This window comes from Chengkuizengella sediminis (genome assembly GCF_010078385.1).
GTDB lineage: Bacteria > Bacillota > Bacilli > Paenibacillales > KCTC-33759 > Chengkuizengella > Chengkuizengella sediminis.
This window is the reverse complement of record NZ_SIJC01000001.1, coordinates 492,378-518,127: the sequence shown is the minus strand read 5'-3', so window position 1 is coordinate 518,127 and position 25,750 is coordinate 492,378. Positions and strand designations below refer to the sequence as shown.

The 25,750-nt window shown below is 34.8% G+C and carries 24 protein-coding genes, 4 tRNA genes, 1 pseudogene and 1 other annotated feature; of the genes and pseudogenes, 22 read left to right on the top strand and 7 right to left on the bottom strand.

From position 1 onward, the window contains the following. Positions 1-2: 2 nt before the first annotated feature. From EPK97_RS02600 to ileS, 3 genes are all read left to right on the top strand, one after another. Entirely contained in the window at positions 3-785 is a 783-nt protein-coding gene (locus EPK97_RS02600; protein WP_162035029.1) for a YlmH family RNA-binding protein, read from the top strand. 76 nt (positions 786-861) lie between these two features. After that, entirely contained in the window at positions 862-1,383 is a 522-nt protein-coding gene (locus EPK97_RS02595) for a DivIVA domain-containing protein (RefSeq protein ID WP_162035028.1), read from the top strand. Between the two features lie 54 nt (positions 1,384-1,437). Further along, positions 1,438-1,688, top strand: a binding site (T-box leader). 86 nt (positions 1,689-1,774) lie between these two features. Beyond that, a complete protein-coding gene (gene ileS / locus EPK97_RS02590; protein WP_162035027.1) occupies positions 1,775-4,507 on the top strand; it encodes an isoleucine--tRNA ligase in 2,733 nt (910 codons plus the stop codon). 60 nt (positions 4,508-4,567) lie between these two features. Here the strand turns inward: ileS and EPK97_RS02585 are convergent, their stop codons facing one another. Further along, complete coding sequence (locus EPK97_RS02585; RefSeq protein WP_162035026.1) at positions 4,568-5,281, bottom strand: TraR/DksA C4-type zinc finger protein; 714 nt, start codon at positions 5,279-5,281, stop codon at positions 4,568-4,570. A gap of 316 nt (positions 5,282-5,597) precedes the next feature. Between EPK97_RS02585 and lspA the strand changes: the two genes are divergently transcribed. The 10 genes from lspA to pyrE all read left to right on the top strand — a co-directional run bounded on the left by lspA (position 5,598) and on the right by pyrE (position 17,252). Next, the gene (gene lspA / locus EPK97_RS02580; protein ID WP_162035025.1) at positions 5,598-6,083 is read left to right on the top strand and encodes a signal peptidase II; all 486 of its coding nucleotides are present in this window, start codon (positions 5,598-5,600) and stop codon (positions 6,081-6,083) included. Positions 6,084-6,088: 5 nt separating this feature from the next. Next, positions 6,089-7,021, top strand: coding sequence for an RluA family pseudouridine synthase (locus EPK97_RS02575; RefSeq protein WP_162035024.1), 933 nt, complete (start codon positions 6,089-6,091; stop codon positions 7,019-7,021). Between the two features lie 104 nt (positions 7,022-7,125). Further along, a complete protein-coding gene (locus EPK97_RS02570; RefSeq protein ID WP_162035023.1) occupies positions 7,126-8,367 on the top strand; it encodes an LL-diaminopimelate aminotransferase in 1,242 nt (413 codons plus the stop codon). 268 nt (positions 8,368-8,635) lie between these two features. Next, entirely contained in the window at positions 8,636-9,175 is a 540-nt protein-coding gene (gene pyrR / locus EPK97_RS02565; protein WP_162035022.1) for a bifunctional pyr operon transcriptional regulator/uracil phosphoribosyltransferase PyrR, read from the top strand. Positions 9,176-9,179: 4 nt separating this feature from the next. Further along, a complete protein-coding gene (locus EPK97_RS02560) occupies positions 9,180-10,088 on the top strand; it encodes an aspartate carbamoyltransferase catalytic subunit (protein WP_162035021.1) in 909 nt (302 codons plus the stop codon). A gap of 35 nt (positions 10,089-10,123) precedes the next feature. Further along, positions 10,124-11,407 (top strand): dihydroorotase, encoded by a 1,284-nt coding sequence (locus tag EPK97_RS02555; RefSeq protein ID WP_162035020.1) that lies wholly within the window; start codon positions 10,124-10,126, stop codon positions 11,405-11,407. A 37-nt stretch (positions 11,408-11,444) separates the two neighbouring features. Beyond that, positions 11,445-12,587, top strand: coding sequence for a glutamine-hydrolyzing carbamoyl-phosphate synthase small subunit (gene carA, locus EPK97_RS02550; RefSeq protein ID WP_162035019.1), 1,143 nt, complete (start codon positions 11,445-11,447; stop codon positions 12,585-12,587). After that, positions 12,580-15,846 (top strand): carbamoyl-phosphate synthase large subunit, encoded by a 3,267-nt coding sequence (gene carB / locus EPK97_RS02545; protein WP_162035018.1) that lies wholly within the window; start codon positions 12,580-12,582, stop codon positions 15,844-15,846. Before carA ends, carB begins: the two co-directional genes overlap by 8 nt. A gap of 71 nt (positions 15,847-15,917) precedes the next feature. After that, positions 15,918-16,610, top strand: coding sequence for an orotidine-5'-phosphate decarboxylase (gene pyrF / locus EPK97_RS02540; protein WP_162035437.1), 693 nt, complete (start codon positions 15,918-15,920; stop codon positions 16,608-16,610). Positions 16,611-16,613: 3 nt separating this feature from the next. Then, on the top strand, positions 16,614-17,252 hold the full coding sequence (pyrE, locus tag EPK97_RS02535; RefSeq protein ID WP_162035017.1) for an orotate phosphoribosyltransferase: 639 nt from the start codon (positions 16,614-16,616) through the stop codon (positions 17,250-17,252). A gap of 127 nt (positions 17,253-17,379) precedes the next feature. Here pyrE and EPK97_RS02530 read toward each other — a convergent pair whose 3' ends face one another. After that, positions 17,380-18,384: an LLM class flavin-dependent oxidoreductase gene (locus EPK97_RS02530; protein WP_162035016.1), complete on the bottom strand. Its 1,005-nt coding sequence runs from the start codon at positions 18,382-18,384 to the stop codon at positions 17,380-17,382. Positions 18,385-18,605: 221 nt separating this feature from the next. On the opposite strand from EPK97_RS02530, the gene EPK97_RS02525 reads away from it, so the two are divergent. Continuing rightward, the gene (locus EPK97_RS02525; protein ID WP_420826766.1) at positions 18,606-19,046 is read left to right on the top strand and encodes a MarR family winged helix-turn-helix transcriptional regulator; all 441 of its coding nucleotides are present in this window, start codon (positions 18,606-18,608) and stop codon (positions 19,044-19,046) included. A gap of 80 nt (positions 19,047-19,126) precedes the next feature. On the opposite strand, the pseudogene EPK97_RS02520 reads toward EPK97_RS02525, so the two are convergent. Together EPK97_RS02520 and EPK97_RS02515 are read right to left on the bottom strand one after the other, a co-directional pair. Then, positions 19,127-19,225: pseudogene (locus EPK97_RS02520) on the bottom strand (DUF2500 domain-containing protein); the annotation flags it as partial. Positions 19,226-19,330: 105 nt separating this feature from the next. After that, positions 19,331-19,849, bottom strand: a complete 519-nt coding sequence (locus tag EPK97_RS02515; protein ID WP_162035013.1) for a 2'-5' RNA ligase family protein — start codon at positions 19,847-19,849, stop codon at positions 19,331-19,333. Between the two features lie 181 nt (positions 19,850-20,030). Between EPK97_RS02515 and EPK97_RS02510 the strand changes: the two genes are divergently transcribed. From EPK97_RS02510 to EPK97_RS02495, 5 genes are all read left to right on the top strand, one after another. Next, positions 20,031-20,549 carry a phosphatidylglycerophosphatase A family protein gene (locus EPK97_RS02510; RefSeq protein WP_162035012.1) on the top strand — a complete coding sequence of 173 codons (519 nt, stop codon included), beginning with the start codon at positions 20,031-20,033 and terminating at the stop codon, positions 20,547-20,549. A 241-nt stretch (positions 20,550-20,790) separates the two neighbouring features. After that, positions 20,791-20,955 (top strand): hypothetical protein, encoded by a 165-nt coding sequence (locus tag EPK97_RS21345; protein ID WP_170295431.1) that lies wholly within the window; start codon positions 20,791-20,793, stop codon positions 20,953-20,955. Between the two features lie 116 nt (positions 20,956-21,071). Beyond that, positions 21,072-21,148 (top strand) — tRNA-Met (locus EPK97_RS02505). Between the two features lie 5 nt (positions 21,149-21,153). Next, a tRNA-Ile gene (locus EPK97_RS02500) sits at positions 21,154-21,230 on the top strand. 11 nt (positions 21,231-21,241) lie between these two features. Next, positions 21,242-21,330, top strand: a tRNA-Leu gene (locus EPK97_RS02495). A gap of 277 nt (positions 21,331-21,607) precedes the next feature. Here EPK97_RS02495 and EPK97_RS02490 read toward each other — a convergent pair. Then, complete coding sequence (locus tag EPK97_RS02490; protein WP_162035011.1) at positions 21,608-22,540, bottom strand: S-layer homology domain-containing protein; 933 nt, start codon at positions 22,538-22,540, stop codon at positions 21,608-21,610. A 192-nt stretch (positions 22,541-22,732) separates the two neighbouring features. Here EPK97_RS02490 and EPK97_RS02485 point away from each other — a divergent pair, with 192 nt between their 5' ends. The 3 genes from EPK97_RS02485 to EPK97_RS02475 all read left to right on the top strand — a co-directional run bounded on the left by EPK97_RS02485 (position 22,733) and on the right by EPK97_RS02475 (position 24,771). Further along, on the top strand, positions 22,733-23,755 hold the full coding sequence (locus tag EPK97_RS02485) for a Gfo/Idh/MocA family protein (RefSeq protein WP_170295430.1): 1,023 nt from the start codon (positions 22,733-22,735) through the stop codon (positions 23,753-23,755). A gap of 23 nt (positions 23,756-23,778) precedes the next feature. After that, positions 23,779-24,609 (top strand): alpha/beta hydrolase family protein, encoded by an 831-nt coding sequence (locus EPK97_RS02480; protein ID WP_162035010.1) that lies wholly within the window; start codon positions 23,779-23,781, stop codon positions 24,607-24,609. 86 nt (positions 24,610-24,695) lie between these two features. Then, positions 24,696-24,771: transfer RNA gene (locus tag EPK97_RS02475), tRNA-Val, on the top strand. A gap of 185 nt (positions 24,772-24,956) precedes the next feature. On the opposite strand, the gene EPK97_RS02470 is transcribed toward EPK97_RS02475, so the two are convergent. Continuing rightward, entirely contained in the window at positions 24,957-25,271 is a 315-nt protein-coding gene (locus EPK97_RS02470) for a hypothetical protein (protein WP_420826765.1), read from the bottom strand. Continuing rightward, on the bottom strand, positions 25,244-25,747 hold the full coding sequence (locus tag EPK97_RS22315; protein ID WP_162035009.1) for a tyrosine-type recombinase/integrase: 504 nt from the start codon (positions 25,745-25,747) through the stop codon (positions 25,244-25,246). The genes EPK97_RS02470 and EPK97_RS22315 overlap by 28 nt, the downstream gene beginning before the upstream one ends. Positions 25,748-25,750: the final 3 nt, after the last annotated feature.

The following is a 25,750-nucleotide window of genomic DNA, read 5'->3' as shown; positions in this document are numbered from 1 at the left end:
AGATGAAAACAACTTTATACGAACACTTTCATGCAGATGAGCGCAACTTTGTTGATAAAGTTTTTGATTGGATCACTAGAACAGAAGAGCGACATATCACGAAATTGACTGATTTTCTTGATCCTAGACAAGCCTATATTCTAGAATCAATGATCAATTCAAATTTAAATGTTCAACACTTGTTATTTGGGGGATATGAAAATGCTGAAAGAAAGAGAGCTCTGATTGCTCCAGATTATATGATGATCCAGAAAGATGAAATACCCATTCAAGTGCTTTCTATTCGTTCTGAAGATGTTAAATTTTCAAAGTTAATCCATGGAGATTTTTTAGGGGCAATTTTAGGACTTGGAATCAAAAGAGATAAAATAGGGGATTTGCATATATTACAAGATCAATGCCAGTGTATCGTTGCTGAAGAAATTATTGATTACGTTAATTTACACCTACGTCAAGTCCACAGAGTTCATGTTAGCACGGACATTGTTCCACTAGAACAATTAAAGCCTATGACAGTTGAAATGGATGAAAGTCACTTTACAGTGTCTTCACTACGTTTAGACAGCATTATTAGTGATGCAGTAAAAATGAGTCGATCAAAAATATTACCGCATGTAAAAACCGGTAAATGCAAAGTGAATTGGAAAGTAGAGGAAGATCCTTCTAAAGTTTTAAATGAAGGAGATGTCATATCCTTAAAAGGTTTTGGTCGATTTAAAATTATAAGTATAGAAGGAAAAACAAAAAAAGGCAACATTCGATTAAAAATTGGAAAATACATTTAAAGAATTTGCAGGAATTTAACACTTATCGTCGAATGTTAACACTTATAAAATTAATATGTTTCAGGGAGGTGCAGGAATGTCACTAACACCATTAGATATACATAACAGAGAATTTTCTAAAGCATTTCGCGGATATGATGAAGACGAAGTAAATGAGTTTCTGCAACAGATCATCAAAGATTATGAAGTACTTATACGTGAAAATAAAGATCTGAAAGAAGAAGCAGGGGCAATGAAAGAAAAATTAGAACACTTTTCTAATATTGAAGATACATTAAGTCAAACGATTATCGTCGCCCAAAATACTGCAGATGAATTAAAATCAAATTCTAAAAAAGAAGCTGAACTCATTATAAGAGAATCAGAGAAAAATGCGGATCGTATCATAAACGAATCGTTAGCTAGATCAAGAAAAATAGCACTTGATAATGAGGAATTAAAAAAACAAGCGTCTATTTATCGTACAAGATTCCGCTCTTTATTAGAGGCACAATTAGAAATGTTAAACGATCAAAGTTGGGAATGGGATTCTCTAGAGAAGGATTCAAATCATACTTTAGATTATCTTACAGATGAGAAAATTTCTAAAGTTGAATAGTTTGTGCATTGACTCTAACTAAAAATTTAGATATACTGCTGTATTATAATCTTTTATAAAGCGTTGATTGGGATCAGTAAATCGAATATACAGTTTCAGCGAATTAGGGTTGGTGAAAGCCTAATATCTGTTTACGATTGAATATCACCCATGAGTATATACTTGAAAAAACATCGGAAATATAGACTGTTTTAGTAGAGTATGTCGGATGATTCCGTTAGAGATCCTGAAAGTGATAATACAATATGGTTTTTTATATGTATTATTATTAGGGTGGTACCGCGAGCAAACTTCTCGTCCCTTTTGGGATGAGGAGTTTTTTTTATACTTGAAGGCTCGTCATACGAGTTTTCTTTAATGGGTAATTATATATTTTAGTGAGGTGTAAAAGATGGATTATGGAAAAACATTAAACTTACCGCAAACAGATTTCCCGATGCGCGGTAATCTTCCGAAGGCAGAACCAAATATTCAAAAATGGTGGGAAGAAATTAATATTTACGAAAAAGTGCAAAAACATCAAGAAGGAAAACCATTATTCATATTACATGATGGTCCACCATATGCGAATGGTGATACACATATTGGTCATGCTTTAAATAAAGTTTTAAAAGATATTATTGTTCGATACAAAACGATGCAAGGTTTCAATGCTCCGTATGTTCCTGGGTGGGACACACATGGATTACCAATTGAAGCGGCAATTGCTAAAAAAGGGAAAGTAGACCGAAAAAAATTAAGCATTTCAGAGTTTAGAGATTATTGTAAAGATTATGCTTTGAATTGGGTAGGAAAACAAAAAGAGCAATTCAAAAGATTAGGTATAAGAGGAGATTGGGATCATCCATACCTTACCTTACAACCTGAATATGAAGCAGAGCAAATTCGTGTATTTGGAGAAATGGTGAAGAAAGGTTATATCTATAAAGGTTTAAAATGTGTATATTGGTCCCCTTCTTCTGAAAGTGCTTTAGCAGAGGCAGAAATTGAATATCACGATAAGAAGTCCCCTTCCATTTATGTATCATTTCAAGTAAAGGACGGGAAAGGAATTTTACCAGAGGATGCATCCATTGTCATTTGGACAACGACACCGTGGACGTTGCCAGCAAACCTTGGGATTTCCTTACATCCTGAATTTGATTATGTCATGGTTGATGTAAACGGAAAAAAATATGTTGTTGCAGAAGGTTTGTTAGACTCGTTGAAGAAAGAACTAAACTGGGACTCCTTGAGTATAATTGATCAATTTAAAGGAAATGAACTTGAGAATATCACCTGTTCACATCCGTTCTATGATCGTGAATCTTTAGTCATGCTTGGTGAACATGTCACTCTAGAAGCAGGTACAGGGTGCGTACATACTGCCCCTGGACATGGTGAAGATGACTTTGAGATTGGTGCGAAATATGGGTTAGATGTCCTTTGTCCAGTTGATGATCAAGGGAAATTTACGAAGGAAGCACCAGGGTTTGAAGGATTATTTTATGATAAAGCCAATAAAATCATTACAGAAAAGCTAGAAGCTTCTGGTCATCTGTTAAAATTGGAATTTATGCAGCATCAATATCCACATGATTGGAGAACGAAAAAACCAGTCATATATCGTGCAACAGAGCAGTGGTTTGCTTCTATCGATAAGTTTAGAGACGTGATGCTTGAAGAAATCAAAAATGTAAAATGGACACCAGAATGGGGGGAAACCCGCCTTCATAATATGATCCGTGATCGAGGAGATTGGTGTATTTCACGACAAAGAACATGGGGAGTACCAATTCCGATTTTCTATTGTAAGAGCTGTAATCATGAGTTATTAAATGATCAAACCATTAACTTCGTTGCTGATGTGTTTGCTAAAGAAGGTTCTAATGCTTGGTTCATTAAGGATGAGAATGAATTGATGCGTGAAGGAACAATATGTCCATCATGTGGACATCACGAATTTAAAAAAGAAACAGATATTATGGATGTTTGGTTTGATTCTGGATCTAGCCATCAATCTGTATTAGAAGCTAGAGATAACCTTCGTTATCCTGCAGACTTATATTTAGAAGGATCTGACCAATATCGTGGATGGTTTAATTCATCTTTAATTACAAGCGTGGCGGTTAAAGGTATTGCACCTTATAAAGAAGTGCTTAGCCATGGATTCACTTTAGATGGTGATGGACGTAAAATGTCTAAATCACTCGGGAACACGGTTGATCCTATCAAAGTAAGTAATCAATTAGGGGCTGAAATCTTACGTCTTTGGGTATCTTCAGTAGATTACCAAGCTGATCAAAGAATTTCAGACAATATTTTAAAACAAACATCTGAAGTATATCGAAAAATCAGAAATACATTGAGATTTTTCTTAGGAAATTTAACAGGTTTTAATCCAGTTACAGATCGAGTGTCTTATGATCAATTGAGTGAATTAGATCAGTTTGCCCTAATTCGCTTAAATAAAATGTTGGAAAAAGTTACGGGTGCATATAATCGATACGACCTTAATGTTGTTTTTCAATCTGTTCATCATTTCTGCTCCGTTGAAATGAGTGCATTTTATCTAGATATTGTAAAAGATACTTTGTATGTCAATGACTTAAATGATTCAAAACGTAAAGCAGTGCAAACTGTATTGTATGAGGCTTTAGTAGTGATTGCAAAATTAATTGCTCCAATTTTACCTCATACAGCAGACGAAGTGTGGAAGTTCATCCCGAACGTCGAGTTGGATAGTGTACAATTAGCAGACTTCCCAGTTGTTAATACAGATGTATTTGATGAAAATCTAGAACAAAAGTGGAATCAATTCATGGAAATTCGTGAGGAAGTATTTAAAAAATTAGAGGAAGCACGTAAAGATAAAATTATTGGTAACTCTTTAGCCGCAGCATTGAATTTACATCCAAATTTAGCTACAGCAGAACTGCTCAAGCAGTTTCCTAAATTAAATGAATTATTTATTGTTTCAGCTGTAACTGTTCATGAACCTAGTGAAATAGAAGAAAATATTCAAGTGAAGGTTTCAGTGGCAGAGGGTGAGAAATGTGAGCGCTGTTGGATGGTTACAACAGATGTAGGGAGTGATTCCACTCATCCAACATTATGTCAAAGATGTGCATCAATTATTGGATAAATTAAAAAAAGAATTCAATTATAAAACGAGCCGAATTATTGGCTCGTTTTTATTACTATTTCAGTTCATCTCTAATTCATGATCTCCCTCACCATTTGCCATATATTTTTGGTATTCCACATTCCGAATGACAGATGTATGATTGCCATATAAATTTGTTGCTAAGAAACTTTCAATGGGTTCTACATACCCATCTTTCTCATGGGACTCAATGTACATATGGTTATAATCATGTATTTCTTGTTCCTCAGCCATTGCTGGACTATCAGATGTACCCCAACTTTCCACAATTTGCCAAGCATCTTCACCATCAAATTGATTTTGTCCTTCATGTTCATCTAAACTCGTTCGTCCAAATGGTGGATTTAATATGGTTTCTTCAATAGGTCTTTCATGGGAAGTATGTTTTCCTTGAGAATGCTCTATACAATATTGTGTGGTAGGAACAGCTTGCAATCGATTAAAGGGTATATTTTTTCCACAGGTGATACAAATTCCATACTGTTCATTATCAATGTTCTTCAATGCTCTAATTACATCTTCAAGATGGTATTCAGCATTTTCATTTAAAGCAATGTCTTTTCCTCGTTCATAAGTCTCAGTGGCTAGATCAGCTGGATGGTTATCGTAACTTGATAATTCACCACTGGTGTCCTTTTGAGATTGAGACAGACCAAAGTGGTCATTTTCGTTAAGTTGTTCTTGTAGGTTGTTTTTTTCTTGAAGAAGTTGTTGATATAACAAATTTAATTGATTTTCATTTAGACCAGACATTTTTACAACTCCTCTTTATGAGTTTCTTATAGAGGTTGTTCAAAAAGTCACCTTAGCTAGCATAGGACGTGACTGATTTTATATGGAAACTCTTGTTGTAGGCACTGGTTTTCAAAAGTGATTCCTGAAAGCTGAACTTTTTGAACACACACTTATATGTTGCTGAGTTTATTCTTCTCAAAGATTCATGAATTTAAAGAGGTAATTCCATGTATTGATGGGAAATACGTCATGTGCTTCATAGACGTAGGGTTCTATGCTATGCTACAATTATCGAATGTAAGGATGTATTATTTTGATTAGGAGGATATGTTATTTGAGGTATTATTTGATTGCCTTCATTATGATCTTGTTAGATCAAGTTTCTAAATGGATGATCATTAAGTATTTGGAAATAGGGGATCGTATATCTGTTATAGGAGAATTTTTTCAAATCACTTCTCATCGTAATAAAGGTGCGGCCTTTGGTATTTTACAGAATCAACAATGGTTTTTCATCATTATTACAATTATTATTGTAGCAATGGTCATTTGGTTTTTAGAACAATCAAAAAAAGAAAATCGTCCCATATTGTGTGTAGCACTTAGTTTAATATTAGGTGGAGCAATTGGGAATTTTATTGATAGGGTAAGAATGGGTGAAGTCGTTGACTTTTTAAGTTTTAACTTTAGATTTACTTTATTTGGTTTTGAAGTAGACTATCCCTTTGCCATTTTTAATATTGCAGACTCAGCTATTGTTGTTGGCGCAATTTTAGCAGCAGTAATTACCTTTTTCAGTGTAAAGAAAGGTGAGGTTTAATTTACATGTTATACGAAGACATCTATGAAAATGAATTAATCTGGAAAGGAACTCCTGATTTAGATGGTATAAGAATTGACAAGTTTTTATCAGATCAGTTTGAGGGTATTTCCAGAACACAAATACAACAATGGATAAAAGAAGGGCATGTTTCAGTAAACAATTCATCCATTAAAGCAAACTATAAAATAGTAGATGAGGATGAAATTAAATTATTAGCTCCAGCTCCAACCGAGTTAGAAATTACTGCAGAATCAATTCCGTTGGACGTAGTGTATGAAGATAAACATTTAATTGTAGTGAATAAACCTAGGGGGATGGTTGTACATCCTGCACCAGGAAATTATTCAGGAACTTTAGTGAATGCATTATTAGCCCATTGTAAGGACTTATCAGGTATTAATGGGAAGTTAAGACCAGGAATTGTACATCGTATTGATAAAAATACATCAGGGTTATTAGTTTCAGCAAAGGATGATGCAACACATTCAGGGTTATCTGAACAATTAAAAAATCATACTGTTCATCGAAAATATATTGCAGTTGTTCATGGGAAGTTATCTCATTTACAAGGAACTGTAGATGCACCGATTGGAAGAGATCCTAAAGATCGTAAAAGTTATATGGTAACAAATAAAAACAGTAAAAAAGCAGTGACTCATTTTGTTGTTTTGGAACAATTCAAAAATTATGCTTTATTAGAATTAAGATTAGAAACAGGGCGTACCCATCAAATTAGAGTACATATGAAATTTATTGGTCATCATCTAGTAGGAGATCCTACTTATGGGCGTAATAAAGGAATATCAATGGAAGGACAAGCTTTGCATGCAGCAGAGTTAGGCTTTGTTCATCCTATCACTGGGAAAAACTTAATGTTCACAGCTCCTGTTCCTGAGGATATGGATAATATTGTTGATAAAATAAAAAATCAATAAGTTTTATTGGGTTCTGAATACAAAAATAATGTATTAAAATCTATTTTATTATTTTATATATCATGATAAATTGTTGTAGATTAGAATAAAGGAGTGGATTTATTATGTCACAGGAAAATTATATACAGAATCTTTTCGCAGAAAGAATTGGCGGAAAGAACTATGGTAAAGATACGGAAATTTATAAATTCGAAAAAATTAAACGTGCGAAAGCAGCTGCAAAAGCTGAACATCCTGATGTTGAGTTAATCGATATGGGTGTAGGAGAACCTGATGAAATGGCGGATGCTGGTATTGTGGCAAAACTAGCTGAAGAAGCAGCTAAACCTGAAAATAGAGGTTATGCGGATAATGGAATCAATGAATTCAAATCTGCCGCAGCTAATTACTTAAAAAATGTTTTTGGTGTAGATGGGATTGATGCTGAAGAAGAAATCAATCACTCCATTGGTTCGAAACCCGGTTTGGCAATGTTGCCTAGTGCATTTATTAACCCTGGTGATGTCACAATCATGACTGTTCCAGGTTATCCTGTATTAGGAACACATACAAAATTCCTTGGTGGGGAAGTTTATAATGTACCATTATTAAAAGAAAACGGTTTTTTACCTAATTTAGATTCAATTCCTGAAGAAATTCGTACAAGAGCAAAATTGTTTTATTTAAATTATCCAAATAACCCCACTGGTGCTGGTGCAACTGTAGAATTCTTTGAAAAGGTCATTGCCTTTGCTAAGAAATACGATATCGTTATCGTACATGATGCTCCTTATGCAGCACTAACTTATGATGGAGTAAAACCTTTTAGTTTCCTCTCTGTGCAAGGTGCAAAAGAAGTTGGTATAGAATTTCACTCTTTGTCTAAATCGTATAATATGACAGGTTGGAGAATAGGGTTTATTGCTGGTAATCCTTTAGTTGTTAAAGCATTTAAAGATATTAAAGATAATAATGATTCTGGTCAGTTTATTGCAATTCAAAAAGCGGCTGCTTATGGATTAGAACATCCTGAAATTACTGAAAAAATTGCTGAAAAATATTCGAGACGGCATGATATGCTTGCAAAAGCATTAAATGAAGTGGGATTCAAAGCTGAAAAGCCTAAAGGTTCATTTTTTATGTATGTTGAAGCACCTAAAGCGATTAAAGGTGGACAAACATTCGAAACAGGCGAGGATTTCTCGCAATATTTAATTCGTGAAAAACTAATTTCTACAGTTCCATGGGATGATGCAGGACGTTTTGTCAGATTTTCTGTTACATTTAATGCTCCTGGAGTTGAAAAGGAAATTGAAATTATTGATGAAATTAAACGTCGATTATCTGATGTTGAATTTATATTTTAATGATTATCTATTGACTTTATGATCGAATAATGTCATAATTTTAAAAATGAATATTGATAATGAACCTTTAAAAACAGTCCCGTGAGGCTGGCAAGGTGAACGAATTATACAAAAGCAATGAGTACGCATGTGTTTTTATACAAAAACTTTGCATACTTATGTGATTTATCTGTATACTTAAATCCTTGCCCCAAATGGGTAAGGATTTTTTTGATATTCTTTCATAATTACCTCACTTTTGTAGTGCAGGTGAATAGGTGGTGAAACAATGAGTTCAGGACACGTACTCATGGATGAAATTGCAATTCGAAGAGCACTAACAAGAATTGCTCATGAAATATTGGAAAAAAACAAAGGTGTAGAAAATTGTGTGCTTGTAGGTATTCGAACAAGAGGAATTTATTTAGCAAAAAGAATCGCAGATAAAATAGGAGAAATTGAAGGTATACCTATTCCAATGGCTGAATTAGATGTTACCTCGTATCGTGATGATGTTACCAACAAAACTACAAAGGAACACCATCAAACATTTACGAGCTCCTTCATTCAAGATAAAAAAATTATATTATTCGATGATGTTCTATATACGGGAAGAACGGTACGAGCTGCAATGGATGCATTGATTGACATGGGAAGACCCAAAATGATACAGCTAGCTGTTTTAATTGATCGAGGTCATCGAGAACTACCCATTAGACCCGATTATGTTGGAAAAAATATTCCTACCTCTAAAATGGAAAATATTAATGTTTCTTTGATAGAAGTTGATTCTGATGATCAGGTTGTAATTAAACAACAAAGGAGTTAGATATATGCCTCACTTGACGGTTGGATCAGACAAACATTTATTAGGATTAAAGGGTTTAAGTAAAACGGAAATTTTAGGTATATTAAATCGCGCATCTTATTGGGAAAACTACCCGACAAAAGTAACAAATTATTTGTCAGGGCATTTTGTTGCAAACCTATTTTTTGAAAATAGTACACGAACACGTTTTTCGTTTGAAATCGCAGAAAAACGACTAAGCACTGAAGTATTAAACTTTTCAGCAGCAGTATCAAGTGTACAAAAAGGTGAATCTATATACGATACTGTAAAAACATTAGAGTCAATGGGTATTGATGCGGGTGTTATTCGTATTAAGCCCATCGGAGTGTTACAAGAGTTAGCTCCAAAAATAAAAATTCCTCTCATTAATGCAGGGGATGGAAATAATGAACATCCAACACAAGCGTTATTGGATATTTATACAATGAGAAAACATTTTGGTCATATTAAAGGTCTTCATGTATCTATTATAGGTGACATATTACATAGTCGTGTGGCTCGTTCTAATCTATGGGGGTTACTAGCCATGGGTGCAAAAGTAAGCTTTTGTGCTCCGCCAAACATGCAAGCTCCAGAACTAGCTGAATTTGCTCCATATGTTTCCATAGAAGAAGCATTAAAAGCAGATGTCATTATGATGTTACGAGTGCAATTAGAAAGACATGGTCAGGGCATGATTAAATCAGCTGAACAATACAGAGAACTATTTGGTCTAACAGAGGAAAGAGAAAAAAAATTAAAGGATCATACTATTGTTATGCATCCTGCACCAGTAAACCGAAACGTAGAAATTGATGATTCGCTGGTAGAGCATCCAAGATCAAAAATATTCCCACAAATAAGTAATGGAGTACCCATTCGAATGGCAGTCATTGAGAGAGCATTAACATAAATGAATTGGATTAATATATATAGGAGGTTTTGAACTTGGGAACATGGTTATTAAATGGAAAGTTGCTAAATTCAGAAAACAATGAGTTAGAAACAAAACACATTTATATTGAACAAGGGAAAATAAGTAATATCATTGAGAGTCAAGAAAAACCACAGGTTGATGGACATGATGTGATTGACGCAGAGGGTAAATTAGTATCTGCTGGCTTTATTGATATGCATGTCCATTTTCGTGAACCTGGATTCGAATATAAAGAAACAATTGCTTCAGGTACAAGGTCTGCAGCAAAAGGTGGATTTACTACAGTAGCATGTATGCCTAATACTAGACCCATCGTAGATGATGTTGAAACTTTACAACTTGTTTTAGATAAAGCGGAAACAGAAGGGATTGTTAGAGTACTTCCATATGCTGCAATTACAGAGAATGAGTTAGGAAGAGACTTAACAGATTTTGAAGCTCTAAAAAACATAGGAGCTATTGGTTTTACAGATGATGGTGTAGGTGTGCAAAGTGCACAAATGATGAAGGATGCAATGAGCAAAGCGGCTGAAATGAATATGCCAGTCATTGCTCACTGTGAAGATAATACTTTAGTAGTTGGTGCTGCGGTAACAGATGGTGTCTTTGCTAAAAAACATGGATTGAAGGGAATACCAAATGAATCCGAAGCGATTCACGTAGGACGAGATATTTTACTAGCTGAAGCTACAGGTGTACATTATCACGTATGCCATGTGAGCACTGAACAATCTGTCCGTTTGATCAGACAAGCGAAACAAATAGGGATTAAAGTAACGGCAGAAGTATGCCCGCATCATTTACTTTTATCAGATGAAGATATACCAGCTTTAGATGCAAATTGGAAAATGAATCCACCCCTTCGTACGCCTAGAGATGTTGAAGCCATGGTTGAGGCTTTAGAAGATGGAACAATTGACATGATTGTTACGGATCACGCTCCACATAGTGAAGAAGAAAAAGCACAAGAGCTACAAAGAGCACCATTTGGAATTGTAGGGTTAGAAACAGCATTTCCTTTGTTGTACACAAAATTTGTACAGACAGGGAAATGGACATTAGACTTTTTAATTCAAAAGATGACAGAGAAACCAGCTGAGGTATTTAACCTCAATTCAGGAAAAGTTTCTATTGGAGCAGATGCTGATTTAACCATTATTGACTTAGAAAGCACTAAAGAGGTTGACCCAAGTACATTTTTATCTAAAGGTAAAAATACTCCTTTTACAGGATGGGAGTTACAAGGATGGCCAGTCAAAACACTTGTAGCTGGAAAAGTGGTTTGGTCAGAATAAAGAAAGATATGTCACGAGATTACAGAAGGAGGACATTATGCAAGCTAAATTATTATTAGAAGACGGAACTCTTTTTACAGGTAAATCTTTTGGAAGTGAAAAAAATGCAATTGGTGAAGTTGTTTTTAATACAGGAATTACTGGTTATCAGGAGGTATTGTCAGATCCTTCTTATTGCGGTCAAATTATTACAATGACATATCCTTTGATTGGAAATTATGGAATTTCGCGTGATGATTTTGAAGCAGTCCGTCCTTATATCCATGGTTTTGTTGTTCGTCAACATGAAGAAATTCCAAGTAATTGGAGGGCACAGTACACTGTGGATAGCTTACTAAAAGAATATGATATTCCTGGTATTTGTGAGGTTGATACCCGTATGTTAACCCGCAAACTTAGACATTTCGGTACGATGAAAGGGGTTATTTCAACTGGGGATCACTCCATTGAGGAATTAATGGAGCAAATAAAGGGGACTCCATTATTAACAGATCAAGTGTCTCGTGTCTCTACAAAAAATATTTTTAGTTCACCAGGTAACAAAGAAAGAATTGTTCTTGTAGATTTTGGATCAAAAAGTGGAATCTTAAGAGAATTAAATAACCGGGATTGTGACGTCATTGTCGTTCCTCATAATACAACTGCGGATCAAATTAGAAGATTAAAACCAGATGGCATTTTGTTATCCAACGGACCTGGTGATCCAAAAAATGTCCCTGAAGCTGTAACAATGATTCACGAACTGTTAGGTCAATTCCCTATTTTTGGTATATGTTTAGGTCATCAGTTGTTTGCTTTAGCTTGTGGTGCGGATACTGAAAAGTTAAAATTTGGACATCGCGGTGGAAATCATCCTGTAAAGGAGCTGTTCTCCAACCGTTGTTATATTACTTCACAAAATCACGGCTATACAGTTATGGAAGATTCTATATCTAACACACCATTAGAAATCACACATATCAACAACAATGATAAAACAGTAGAAGGTCTTAAACACAAACATGTGCCTGCTTTTTCAGTACAGTATCATCCTGAAGCGGCTCCAGGCCCTTTTGATTCTAGTTATTTGTTTGAAGATTTCATCCAAATGATTCGCCGAACCAAAGCAGAAACCCCTGAGATGCCTCGCCAAGCGCAAATTGTTGCAGCAGCGAAGAGAGGAGACATGCAAAATGCCTAAAAATATTTCATTGAAAAAAATATTAGTTGTAGGATCCGGTCCGATTGTCATAGGACAAGCAGCAGAATTTGATTATGCAGGAACACAAGCATGTCAAGCTTTAAAGGAAGAAGGCTATGAAGTAGTACTTATTAATAGTAACCCAGCAACGATCATGACAGATACCAATATGGCGGATAAAGTATATATTGAACCGATTACACCCGAATTTGTTACTCAGGTTATTCGTAAGGAACAACCAGATGGCTTATTGCCAACTTTAGGAGGACAAACGGGTTTAAACATGGCTGTTGAATTAGCTAAAAGAGGTGTTCTTGAGGAAGAAAATGTTCAGCTTTTAGGTACACAATTATCTTCAATTGAGAAAGCAGAGGATCGTGATTTATTTAGAGAACTCATGCATGAATTAGCACAGCCCGTTCCAGAAAGTGTAATTGTTACTACTGTACAAGAAGCTGTGGATTTTGCCAATGAAATTGGATATCCCATTATTATTAGACCAGCTTATACATTGGGTGGTACTGGTGGAGGTATCGTTGATAATGAAGAAGATTTAAGAGAAATTGTAGCATCAGGTATTCGTTATAGTCCAATTGGCCAATGTTTAATTGAAATGAGCATCGCTGGCATGAAGGAAGTAGAATATGAAGTGATGCGTGATGCAAACGATAACTGTATTGTAGTTTGTAACATGGAAAATTTTGATCCAGTTGGAGTACACACTGGTGATAGCATTGTTGTAGCTCCTAGTCAAACATTATCTGATCGTGAGTATCAAATGCTTCGTTCAGCTTCATTAAAAATCATTCGTGCTTTAAATATTGAAGGAGGCTGTAACGTACAGTTTGCTTTAGACCCATTCAGTTACCAATATTACGTGATCGAAGTGAACCCAAGAGTAAGTCGTTCATCTGCCTTGGCATCAAAAGCAACAGGATATCCAATTGCAAAAATGGCAGCAAAAATTGCAGTTGGTTATACATTAGATGAGCTTGTAAATCCAGTGACGGGTCAAACCTATGCATGTTTTGAACCAACACTTGATTATATTGTAAGTAAAATTCCTCGCTGGCCATTTGATAAATTCACGAGTGCCAACCGAAAATTAGGTACACAAATGAAAGCTACTGGAGAGGTTATGGCAATTGGACGTACTTTTGAAGAATCTATTCATAAAGCTATTCGTTCATTAGAAATTGATGTACATCGTTTATATATAAAAGAGCTTGAGGATTTAGATGAATCCGTTCTTAACAGCCGTTTACAAACACCTGATGATGAACGTTTGTTTATCATAGCTGAGGCTTATCGTAGAGGTTATACTTTACAGCAAATTCAAGACCTTACTAAGATCGATTGGTGGTTTTTGAATAAAATTGAAAAATTGATTCAGTTTGAAAAAGAACTAAAAGATGCAGATTTAACAAAAGAGTTATTGTTAGAAGCCAAAAGAAAAGGATTTTCAGACAGAGCGATTGCTGAGCTGCGTAGATCCTTGAATCCAAATTTTTCATTTACAGAAGAAAAAGATGTACGTATGCTTCGAACACAATATGATATTAAACCAGTTTACAAAATGGTTGATACTTGTGCAGCGGAGTTTGAAGCTACAACACCTTATTATTATTCTACTTATGAAACTGAGAACGAAGCTATTCAATCAACAAAGGAGAAAGTCATCGTATTAGGTTCTGGTCCTATTCGTATCGGTCAAGGGATTGAATTTGATTATTCTACTGTACATGCAGTTTGGGCCATTCAAGATGCAGGGTATGAAGCGGTTATTATAAACAATAATCCTGAAACAGTATCTACAGACTTTAGTACGTCTGATCAATTATATTTTGAACCATTGTTTTTTGAAGATGTCATGAATGTTATCGAACAGGTACAACCTATTGGAGTTATTGTCCAATTTGGTGGTCAGACTGCAATTAATTTAGCTGAGCCTTTATCTAAAGCAGGTGTAAATATTATTGGAACAAGTATAGATAACATTGATGCTGCAGAGGACCGAAAAGAGTTTGAAGCACTTTTAAGAAGATTAGAGATTGCTCAGCCACAAGGAAGTACAGTGACTACAGTAGATGAAGCGGTAGAAACGGCTTCCGCCTTAGGATATCCAGTCTTAGTCCGTCCATCTTATGTTTTAGGTGGAAGAGCGATGGAAATTGTATATTCTGATGATGAATTACTGAATTATATGGAGAAAGCTGTGAAAATTAATCCAGATCATCCTGTATTAATTGACCGTTACATGTTAGGAAAAGAAGTAGAGGTTGATGCGATCTGTGATAAAGAAACTGTAGTGATCCCAGGTATTATGGAACATGTTGAAAGAGCAGGAGTTCATTCAGGGGACTCCATTGCTGTATATCCTCCACAGTCAGTCTCTGAGGATATTAAAGAACAAATTATCGAAATTACTACGAAAATTGCAAGTGAATTACAAGTGATTGGGTTAGTGAATATTCAATTTGTCATATTCAAAGAGAAGGTATATGTGATTGAAGTGAATCCACGTTCTTCAAGAACAGTCCCTTTTCTTAGTAAAGTGACGAATATTCCAATGGCTAATGTGGCAACGAAAGTGATTTTAGGCCAGAAATTAACCGATTTAGGATATGAGAGTGGATTGTGGCCTGAGGATGATTATGTATCTGTAAAGGTGCCTGTGTTCTCATTTGCTAAACTCCGTCGAGTAGACACTTCTCTTGGACCAGAAATGAAATCTACTGGAGAGGTTATGGGTCGAGATGTTCATTATGCTAAAGCACTTTACAAAGGATTAATTGGGTCAGGGATGAAAATACCTCAATACGGTTCGATTATCGTTACCGTTGCAGATAAAGATAAAGATGAAGCCACAGAATTAATCAAAGGTTTCTACAATCTTGGTTACAAAATCATTGCTACAGGGGGTACTGCTCATACATTAGAGGATACTGGCATGACAGTTCGACAAGTTAATAAATTAAAAGAAGGCTCACCTAACATCGTAGACTTAATTAGAAAAGGCGAAGCACAATTTGTAATTAATACATTAACAAAAGGAAAAGCTCCTGAACGTGATGGTTTTAGAATTCGTCGGGAAGCTGTGGAGAATGGTGTTGTATGTTTAACGTCACTTGATACAGTTCGAGCACTTCTTACAATGTTACAAACGATTAACTACGCATCCACACCGATGCCTGTCATGGGTGAGGATATAACAGAAGTTAAAAAATTAAGAATTGGACTTGCTGGTGTGCAGGTGTAAATTTAAAACAACTTAAATCTTGTAAAAGAGAGGTCGATGATTTGGGGAGAACGGAAGATTTCATAGGAAGAATGATCGTAGCTATGGATTATGCTACAGCTGATGAAGCCCAATCGTTATTAAATCAATTAAAAGGTATTCCTTGTTATTTGAAGGTGGGAATGCAACTGTTTTATGCTGCTGGCCCATCCTTTGTTTTGAAATTAAAAGAACAAGGTTATAAAGTTTTTTTAGATTTGAAAATGCATGATATACCAAATACAGTGAAGGGTGGAGCAGCTAGCATTACTCGACTTGGTGTAGATATGTTTAATGTTCATGCTGCAGGTGGGAAAAAAATGATGGAAAGTGCACTCGAAGGAGTGGATCAAGCTGCAAATCATTCTAATCCTAAACCATTGGTGATCGGTGTAACACAACTTACAAGTACAAATGTAACTACCTTAAACGAAGAGATTGGGATTACTGGAACAGTTGAGGACTCTGTATTGCAATATGCTAAGTTAGCACAGAGCGCAGGTTTAGATGGAGTCGTAGCATCTCCTTTAGAAGTTAAGAACATAAAAGAGCAAAACGGAACAAATTTTGTAACAGTGACCCCAGGTATTCGTCCAATAGGCTCAAATGCAGGGGATCAATCTAGAATCATGACACCAAAGGAAGCATTTAAGCAAGGTACAGATTACATTGTGATTGGAAGACCCATTACGGCTTCTGATGATCCACGTAAGTCAGTTGAAAGTATTATAGAGGAGTTGAAATAATTTATGAATTCTCAGCTAGCAAATCAAATTGCACAATCTCTATTGGACATTGGTGCAGTGAACCTTCAACCAAAGGATCCTTTTACATGGTCTTCAGGTTTGTTGTCTCCTATTTATTGTGATAACCGTTTAACCATGTCATATCCTCATATTAGAAATAGTATTGCTGAAGGATTTGTGAAAGTCATCAAGGAAAAATATTCAGATGTTGAAGTTATCGCTGGTACATCAACTGCAGGTATTCCACATGCAGCTTGGGTAGCAGATAAGTTAGGACTACCTATGATTTATATTCGTGATAAAGCAAAAGGTCATGGAAAGAAAAATCAGATTGAAGGTCTTTTAAAACCTGATCAAAAAGTAGTTGTGATCGAAGATTTAATTTCTACTGGAGGCAGTTCATTAAGAGCTGCAAAAGCAGTAGAAGAAGCGGGGGGATATGTGCAGGCGGTTATAGCCATATTTACTTATCAATTTGAAAAGGCATCGAACGCTTTTGTTGAAGAAAATATTCAATTGCATACCTTATCAAACTATACTGCACTCATTCAAATAGCTTCAGACATGGGCAAAGTGGATAGTGAAGATTTAGAATTACTTCAATCTTGGCGCCACAATCCTGATGAGTATATGGTAGACTAAAGAGATATTTAATTTATAGTATAAGTTAGCAGAAACGGCATGCATGGATATCAAAAAATGGCATGCCGTTTTTTTTAATTTTATTTCTTTCAGATTAGTTTAAAAGGAGCAGGGATACATTTATTATTTATAATCTAAATGCTTCTGCAAGTAATTCATAAGATCGCAGTTTATCTTCAAAGTCATGAGTAATGGTGACTACCATTAATTCATCTGTACCATATTGATCTCTTAACTGAAGCAGTTGATGAGTCACTGAATCTTGTGAACCCACAATCATTCGTTTTCTATTTTGACGGATTCTTTCTAAATCAAATTCACTGTAAGGGTATGATTCTGCTGTTTCTATACTTGGAATTCCCTTTCTTGTTTGCCCCCCTTTTTCAATCAACAACAAGGATAAATCTAAACTTTTTGCAATTCGTTCTGCTTTTTCATCACTTTCTGCACAAATTACAAAAATAGCTACAATGTTTTTTGGCTTATTTAGATATTTGGACGATTTAAAAGTGTGTTTATAATGATCTACATACTGTGATCCACCTTGTCCATTTATAAAATGTGCAAATGTATATGGCAACCCTTTATTTGCTGCTAAAACTGCACTATCGCCACTTGAACCTAACATCCAAAGTTCTGGTGCTGTTGGACTTAAAGGTGTTGCTTTTAAACCAGCTAATTGATGTTTTTCATCTAAATCATCATGAATGTAAGCTAATAAATCATCTATTTGTTCAGGAAACTGATGAACAGCTCTTTTTTTTCCCTCCTGTAAAGCAATTGTAGATAATGGCATACCACCTGGAGCCCGACCTACACCTAAATCGATGCGATTTGGATGAAGTGATTCTAATAATTGAAAGTTCTCAGCAACTTTGTAAGAGCTATAATGAGGTAACATGACCCCACCTGAACCTATTTTTATTTTTGAAGTGTTTGCAGCCAAGTGTGCTATTAATATTTCTGGAGATGAACCTGCTAATGCTTCAGTATGATGGTGTTCTGCTACCCAAAAACGATGATAACCTAATTTTTCTGTTTGTTGAGCTAACTTTACTGTGTTTTTTAGAGCTTCTTGTGGATTGCTTCCTTCAGAAACGGGGGATTGATCCAGAACACTTAATTTTATCATATTTACTCCTCTTTTCTAATGATTAGTGGTTCAATTAGAGAATAGACTAGATTTTATTTTATAAATTTTGTATAATTAAATTGTGCACAATTAAAATTTAACATAGGATTTGTTTGCTGTCAAAGTAAATTAATTTGTTCAATATAAGGATACCTAGGTTTACATTTGAACTTGGTCACGATATGATTTCATTGATAACAGAAGCAGGTAGGTGAATATTGATGGATGAACAATTAAAGATAGAAAATCAATTATGTTTTTCTATCTATGCATTGTCTAAGGAATTTACAAAATTGTATAATTTATTTTTAAAGGATATGGATGTAACATACCCTCAATATTTAGTATTGCTTGTTTTATGGGAACAAAACGAACTGACAGTAAAACAGCTAGGGGAACATCTTTTATTAGATTCAGGAACTTTAACCCCACTGTTAAAGAGAATGGAAGAGGCTGATATTGTAAAACGTGAACGTTCTAAAGATGATGAACGAAAAGTGCTGGTAAGTTTAACATCAAAAGGCTTGGATTTGAGAGAAAAAGCAGAAAAAATACCAGTTTGTTTGGCGGAGAAAATTGGACTTTCTCCAAAAGAATTTCAAAAAAAACTAGATGAAAATCGTGATTTATTAAGTAAAATTTTAGAAGCAGCTGAGTCGTAATTACTTTAAAATATTTAAACAAACCTCCTACACCTTTGTTCATGGCAGGAGGTTTGTTATTATAGTCAATTTACAATTCTTTAAAACCCTTTATAACGAGACCCTTGAAAAGTTAATTTACCTAGATCTCCTTCAACTAAAATTCCAAATTGTTCACCACTCATCTTAAGCTCCATCCGATAAAATCGTTTATTAGATTCAAAATAAAAAAATACCTACTCCATGTTTTCACACACATGAAGTAAGCATTTTTATGATCATTTGACACTTTTATTCTTATGAATTTAATGTTCTTCTTTTAATACGAAACTTTGGTATGCAGTCCATACTTCGTTCTCAAGCTGATAAAGCAAATGAACACGATCCACTTTCATACGGTAGTGTATATTTTGGTTTTTTAAGTTTGCAAAAATATCAAACATTTCGTCTTCATTTAAATTTTGCCCAATTGTCAGATGAGGTGTGAAAGGGTATTGAGGATGTTCTTCTTGTAACATTCCCTCGTTAATACTTTCATATAAATTTGTTATTCTGTTCGTCTCCTCAAGTGCAAGGTAAATCACATTACTTAATGGGAAAAAGTTGGATACTCGATTAAATGTGATTTCAAATGGTGACAAGTTAGAAGTGACATGCTCAAGATGAGCTGCAATTTCATCCATTTTTTGTTCATCAAATGATTCAAGTTTTTTGATGGTAATATGAGGAGGTAAAAGTTTATAATGTGGGTCATACCTCATACGATGAGAGTTAGAAAAATCTTGAATCTCTTTACTTGGAAATACTACAATTCCGAAATTCATAATAAATACCTCCTTATTAAATTTGACTACAGGAGTTTTGCAAGAAAAATGAACACGCTGCATATGATAACGTATCTTATTACTATCTAATTCTATTATAGCTGTTTTTATCCATTTTAATAAGGGCTATTTTGTGAAGATATGATATAATATAGAAATCTTTTCAAGGGAGGGGTTTAAAATGAAAAGACAAGTACACAGTAAAGAAGTTCGAGCTGCAGTTTTTGAAAAACTGAATCAGCGTGGAGTTAAAATAGAGGATATCGCTTTTATTGTATATGAGATGCAGTCAGCTTATCATGAGGATTTGCATATGGACGATTGCATAGAAAGTGTCGAGGCCGTATTAGAGAAAAGAGAAGTTCAACATGCCGTTTTGGTTGGGATTGAGATTGATGTTTTATGTGAAAAAGGGATGTTATCTGAACCACTGCAGTCACTTATTGAAACAGACGAGGGTTTATTTGGTTGTGATGAAACGTTAGCGATTGGTTCAGTGTATGCATATGGCAGTATTGCATTAACAACATTTGGACATTTAGACAAAAATAAAATAGGAATTATTAAAAAGCTAGATACGAAAAGAAACAATGGTATCCATACTTTTTTAGATGATTTAGTGGCTAGTATTGCCGCATCAGCATCTAGTCGACTTGCTCATCGATATCGTGATGAGGAAGAGCAACAAGCTGAATCATAATATTATTCTACTTAGTGCTGATGTTAACCTTCATATTATATAACAGTCCGTATGTCCTTTCATTATAAAAACGGGCTGTTAAGCTTTTCTCCAAGTTAGTTTACCCTTATGTTATTTAGAATAACAATGCAAAGTAAATCCAATGCAAATCATAAAATCTGATAAAAAAACATTTAGTTTAAATAAATGTGCCAAAATCGGTTAATCTAAAACTATCGTATATAGTTTATGAGGTGAGGATATGAAATGGATTTACTGTGTGAAATTGTATGATTCCAAATTTCAAGCGGGATGTTTAGCTAAAAGAATGGAGGAAGATTGGTGGGTATACGGCTTTGAATATCCAATGGAAGTTGAGGTTTTTAGATCGCTAAAAGGTAGGTATGGTGTGCGATATATCATATGAATTAAATTTTCTAAACATTATGAAAATATAGATTATAAAAAAATCCTTGACTTTGTTTTTAGCATTGTGTATGATTACTCTTGTCGCTGTTATACAAGTTTTAAACAAGCTAACAACGCGGGGTGGAGCAGTCTGGTAGCTCGTCGGGCTCATAACCCGAAGGTCGTAGGTTCAAATCCTGCCCCCGCAACCAAGTTTGGGCCTTTAGCTCAGTTGGTCAGAGCAATCGGCTCATAACCGATTGGTCGGGGGTTCGAGTCCCTCAAGGCCCACCAACTAAAAATGTGCCGGGGTGGCGGAATTGGCAGACGCACAGGACTTAAAATCCTGCGGTAGGTGACTACCGTACCGGTTCGACTCCGGTCCTCGGCACCATTTAAAACTCCCTTGTTTCTATCCATAGAGGTAGGTAGAGGGGAGTTTTTTATTTGCAAACTTCATAGTATTACTATTTCTCAAATTGTTGGTTTTTATCACAATTGCTATTCCAGGGAACATTAAAGCTGCTTATTTAGCTCGAAATAAATTTGAAATCGTATTTGGTGTCATATATTTTTATTAAAAAAAGAATAAACAACTCCCCATCACTTTGTTTTGAGACAATGAAAGGAGTTGTTTATGTAAATCGATTACGTTCAGAACTTGAACAACATTATTGTTTTAATTGTTGAATACTAGGTGTTAATGAATTAGAAATATAAGTTTCTGCTTTAGGTTCAGTAATCACCATAGCATACATCATACCTTCAACAGGATAATGAAGTTGATAATGAATTACAGCTTCTTTATTGATAAAATCGACCGATGTAATTTCTATGGAGTAGCCTGAATTTGGTTTTTCTCCCCATGATAAAGTGACTTTGCTCACTTCCTCATTCATTTTCTCAACTTTAAAGGTCACTTCTTCATCCGGGATGGGTGCAGGTATTTCAAAAGGCGGTTCATCCTCTGAATGATTATTTTCTACGAATTTTATTGCTTTATATATCATCACTGAAGCATCAATTCTTTTGACAAGTTGTGACGGATGGAATTTGTTTGTTTGATCTAAAGAAGCAACTTCTGAAAGTAATATTTTTTGAATGCTATCCATATATTTTGAATCAATCTTATCACCATCTGAAATCGTTAAGAATATCTCGATAAAACTATAATCTCCTTTTGCATCCATCGCTTGAAATAAGGCATGTGCAAACTGTTCTTTCGTCATCTTCTTGTTTGGATTAACATCCTTTTCTATATCTACACCATTTAAGTAGGCTTTTACAAAATAATCATCATACCAGGAATCATCTGATATGTTTGTAAAATAGTCACTTGCTAAAGGCTGCTTGATAAAGGTCATATGGGCTAAATTCAAATCTAACCCTTTAACGATTAAGGCAATACCTTGAGCATAGGTAAGTTTTCCATTTGGAGCGAAATTATTTTCGTCCATTCCACTTACAACTCCATTTCGCTTTAATTCCATAATCATGTTTTTGTCTGTTCCCTCAGGTAAGTCACTAAATGCAAAAACTGATCCAGCAACCACAAAAATAAACATGAAAATGACGGATAACCCTGTTAATATTTTTTTGTTCAATTTAAACCCTTCTTTCGTTAATTGATTTAAATATTAGACGGACTATGTGGCAGAAATGTTGCAGAAATATTTTTTGTTTTTTCTTAATTACTTGTTTAACAGAACTTCCTACTTCATAATATAGAAAGTAAAGCATATTTATGAATGAAGTTTTTTTTAATATACAGAAAATAAGTTTCTTTTACAAGAAAAATGCATTTAGGAGTGATCATAATTGAAACTAGAAAAATGAAATGGGGAGTTTTGGGCTGTGCAAATATAGCTATAAATTCAGTCATCCCTGGTATAAAAAAATCAATAAATAATGAAGTGACGGCTATTGCTAGTCGAGGGAAAGAAAAGGCTTTAAAAGTAGCATCAGAATTGAACATACCAAGAGCATATGGAAGTTATGAGGAATTGTTAGCTGATCCAGACATAGAAGCAGTATACATCCCACTTCCAAACCATTTACATAAAGAGTGGACGATCAAAGCAGCACAAGTAGGTAAACATGTGTTATGTGAAAAACCATTGGCACTAAATGAAAATGAAGCTAGTGAAATGATTGAAGCTTGTGAGAAAGCTAAGGTTAGTCTTGCTGAAGCTTTTATGTATCGATATCATCCACGTTATAAACAGTTAAAAGAGATTATTAAATCAGGTGAGATAGGTGAAATACGTGGAATACATAGTGTATTTACGTTTAATAATGCAGAGGATATGGAAAACGTTAGATACAAACAACATATGGGCGGAGGTTCATTATACGATGTAGGATGTTATCCAATTAGTGCTGCAAGATTTATTGTAGAAAATGAACCTGAAGCGGTAACAACCCATGCCTTTTTCTCCTCACAACATGATCAAGTAGATATGATGGCATCTGGATTGATTGAATTCCCGAATCAAATCTCATTAACTTTTGACTGCGGGATGTGGGCAGAATTTAGAAACAGTATAGAGATTGTAGGTTCTGATGGGAAAATTGAAGTGCCAAGTGCATTTATTACAATGGATGGAAAGAATTATCTTACGGTTACAAAACAAGGTGATTCGAAAGTAATTGAGGTACCTGATGTAAATCAATATACGTTGCAAGTAGATCATTTTGCACAAAGTGTATTTCAAAATCAACCTTTACCATTTCCATCTAAGGATGCGTATTATAATATGAAGGTGGTTTCAGCTTGCATTGAATCTGCCAAAGCAAGAAAAAGGATTGAATTAGTCTAATATCAATAAAAGGAGGAGTTCATATGTCCATCCCATTTCAAATTAAAATCGAAGAAAATAGGGTGTTAAGAGGGAATGTTTATCTCTCTAAAAACCTTTCTAAAGGTACTCTCATTATTTGCCATGGTTTTAAAGGTTTTAAAGATTGGGGCATGTTTTCATATATTGGAGGGGCATTATCAGATGATTTGGATGTAGTCACATTCAATTTCTCGCACAATGGCGTTGGTGAGAATCTACTTGATTTTACGGAGTTGGATAAATTTGCACAAAATACATATGCAAGAGAGTTAGAGGATTTAGATATTTTAGTGGATGTTGTTCAAAATCAAAATCTCCCGATTGATGTAGAGATAAATACATCTCAGCTTTACTTACTAGGCCACAGTAGAGGGGCAGGAGTATGTTTGATATATAGCTTTGATCATCCTGAAGTAGTTCAAGGAGTAGTCAGCTGGAATGGAATTACAAACGTAGATTTATTCACCAGAGAGCAGAAAGAGGAAATGAAACAAAAGGGAAGGTCTTCTGTATATAATGCGCGTACAAAACAGCAAATGCCTTTAAATGTGGAGATATTGGAGGATATGGAAAAGAATAAAGAAAAGTATAATATTCTTAAAAGAGTAGAATCTACTCAAACTCCTATCGTTCTTATTCAAGGAACAAAGGATCATGATCGATTAATTAGAGGGTCTAAACAGCTAGTTGAAAAAAATGATACTATTGATTTGATTCAAATTTCAGAAGGCAATCATACGTTTAACTCTGTGCATCCATTTCAAGGAACAACTAAACCATTGGAGCAAGCTATAGTAGAAACGAAAAAATTTATTAATCACATCATAAAGTAGGTTTTATAATATAATGATTGACCTTTTAATTCATCCTTGGTAGTATGAATATACTAAACACTCGCAAAAAGCTTTGTATTATAAATGACCTGATAGCTCAGCAGGGAGAGCGCCATCTTGACAGGGTGGAGGTCACAGGTTCGAACCCTGTTCAGGTCACCATAATAAAAACGTCCAAATCCTTTGTGTATCAAGGGGTTTTTCTTTTTTATCAAGTTTCATTAATTTGATAAAAGTTTGTAAAAAACACATTTGTTGACGAATTGTTGACGAATTTTTTCAGTACTATTTCGACTTCTTTCTAAGTTGTTCGAATGTATCGGCAACAGCTTCATCCGCTAATTTGATTAAATGTCCATATCGATCATTCTTGATGTTGACCATCCCATTCTTTTAGTGATTGTAGCGTCGTGATGTTTTGCACTTATAGCCATTGTAACGTGTGTATGACGAATATCATGAAGCCTTATTTTACGAAGGTTGTTTCTTTTAATAAATCTATTCCACCACATTGTGGGTGAAGTATAATATAGAGCTTGTCCGTATAGACCACAAAAAACAAAGTCATATTCACTTTCAATCCAATCCGAATCCACATGTGATTTATTGTCTTGTTGTAATATTTGATATTGCTTTAATTCGGTAGATACCGATTCAGGCATGGAAATTGATCGGACTGATTTTTTAGTTTTAGGCTCTTTAATAACTGGTTTTCCCTCATTAAAACCCGATGGATATAGTGTATTGTTCCACTCGCTAATTTCCCTTCTTTTTTTAAGTCATTAAAAAAATTAACTAGGTGCATTGTTTTTATTTGATCAATTCTTTTTTGACCAAAAGTCGGAATGATTCTTGTATTTATTTGACTCATGTAGTTATCAAATGTTCTTGAGGCAAGTTGTTTGATAGCGTACTTTTCTTTCCACTCTTCTATAAAGTCAATGATTTTCATTTTCTCTGGTGCTATATACTCACCAGATTCAACTTCGATTTGAAATTCCGCAAGTAATTTTTTGACTTCTGTTTTATTTTTTGCTTTTACTGTTTTAGTTCGTCTATTCCTTTTTCCGTTAGATTCATTTCCAGCTTCTGCTACTAATAGGTAAGTTTCCTTTCCCCTTTTTTGAATTGATGCCATTTA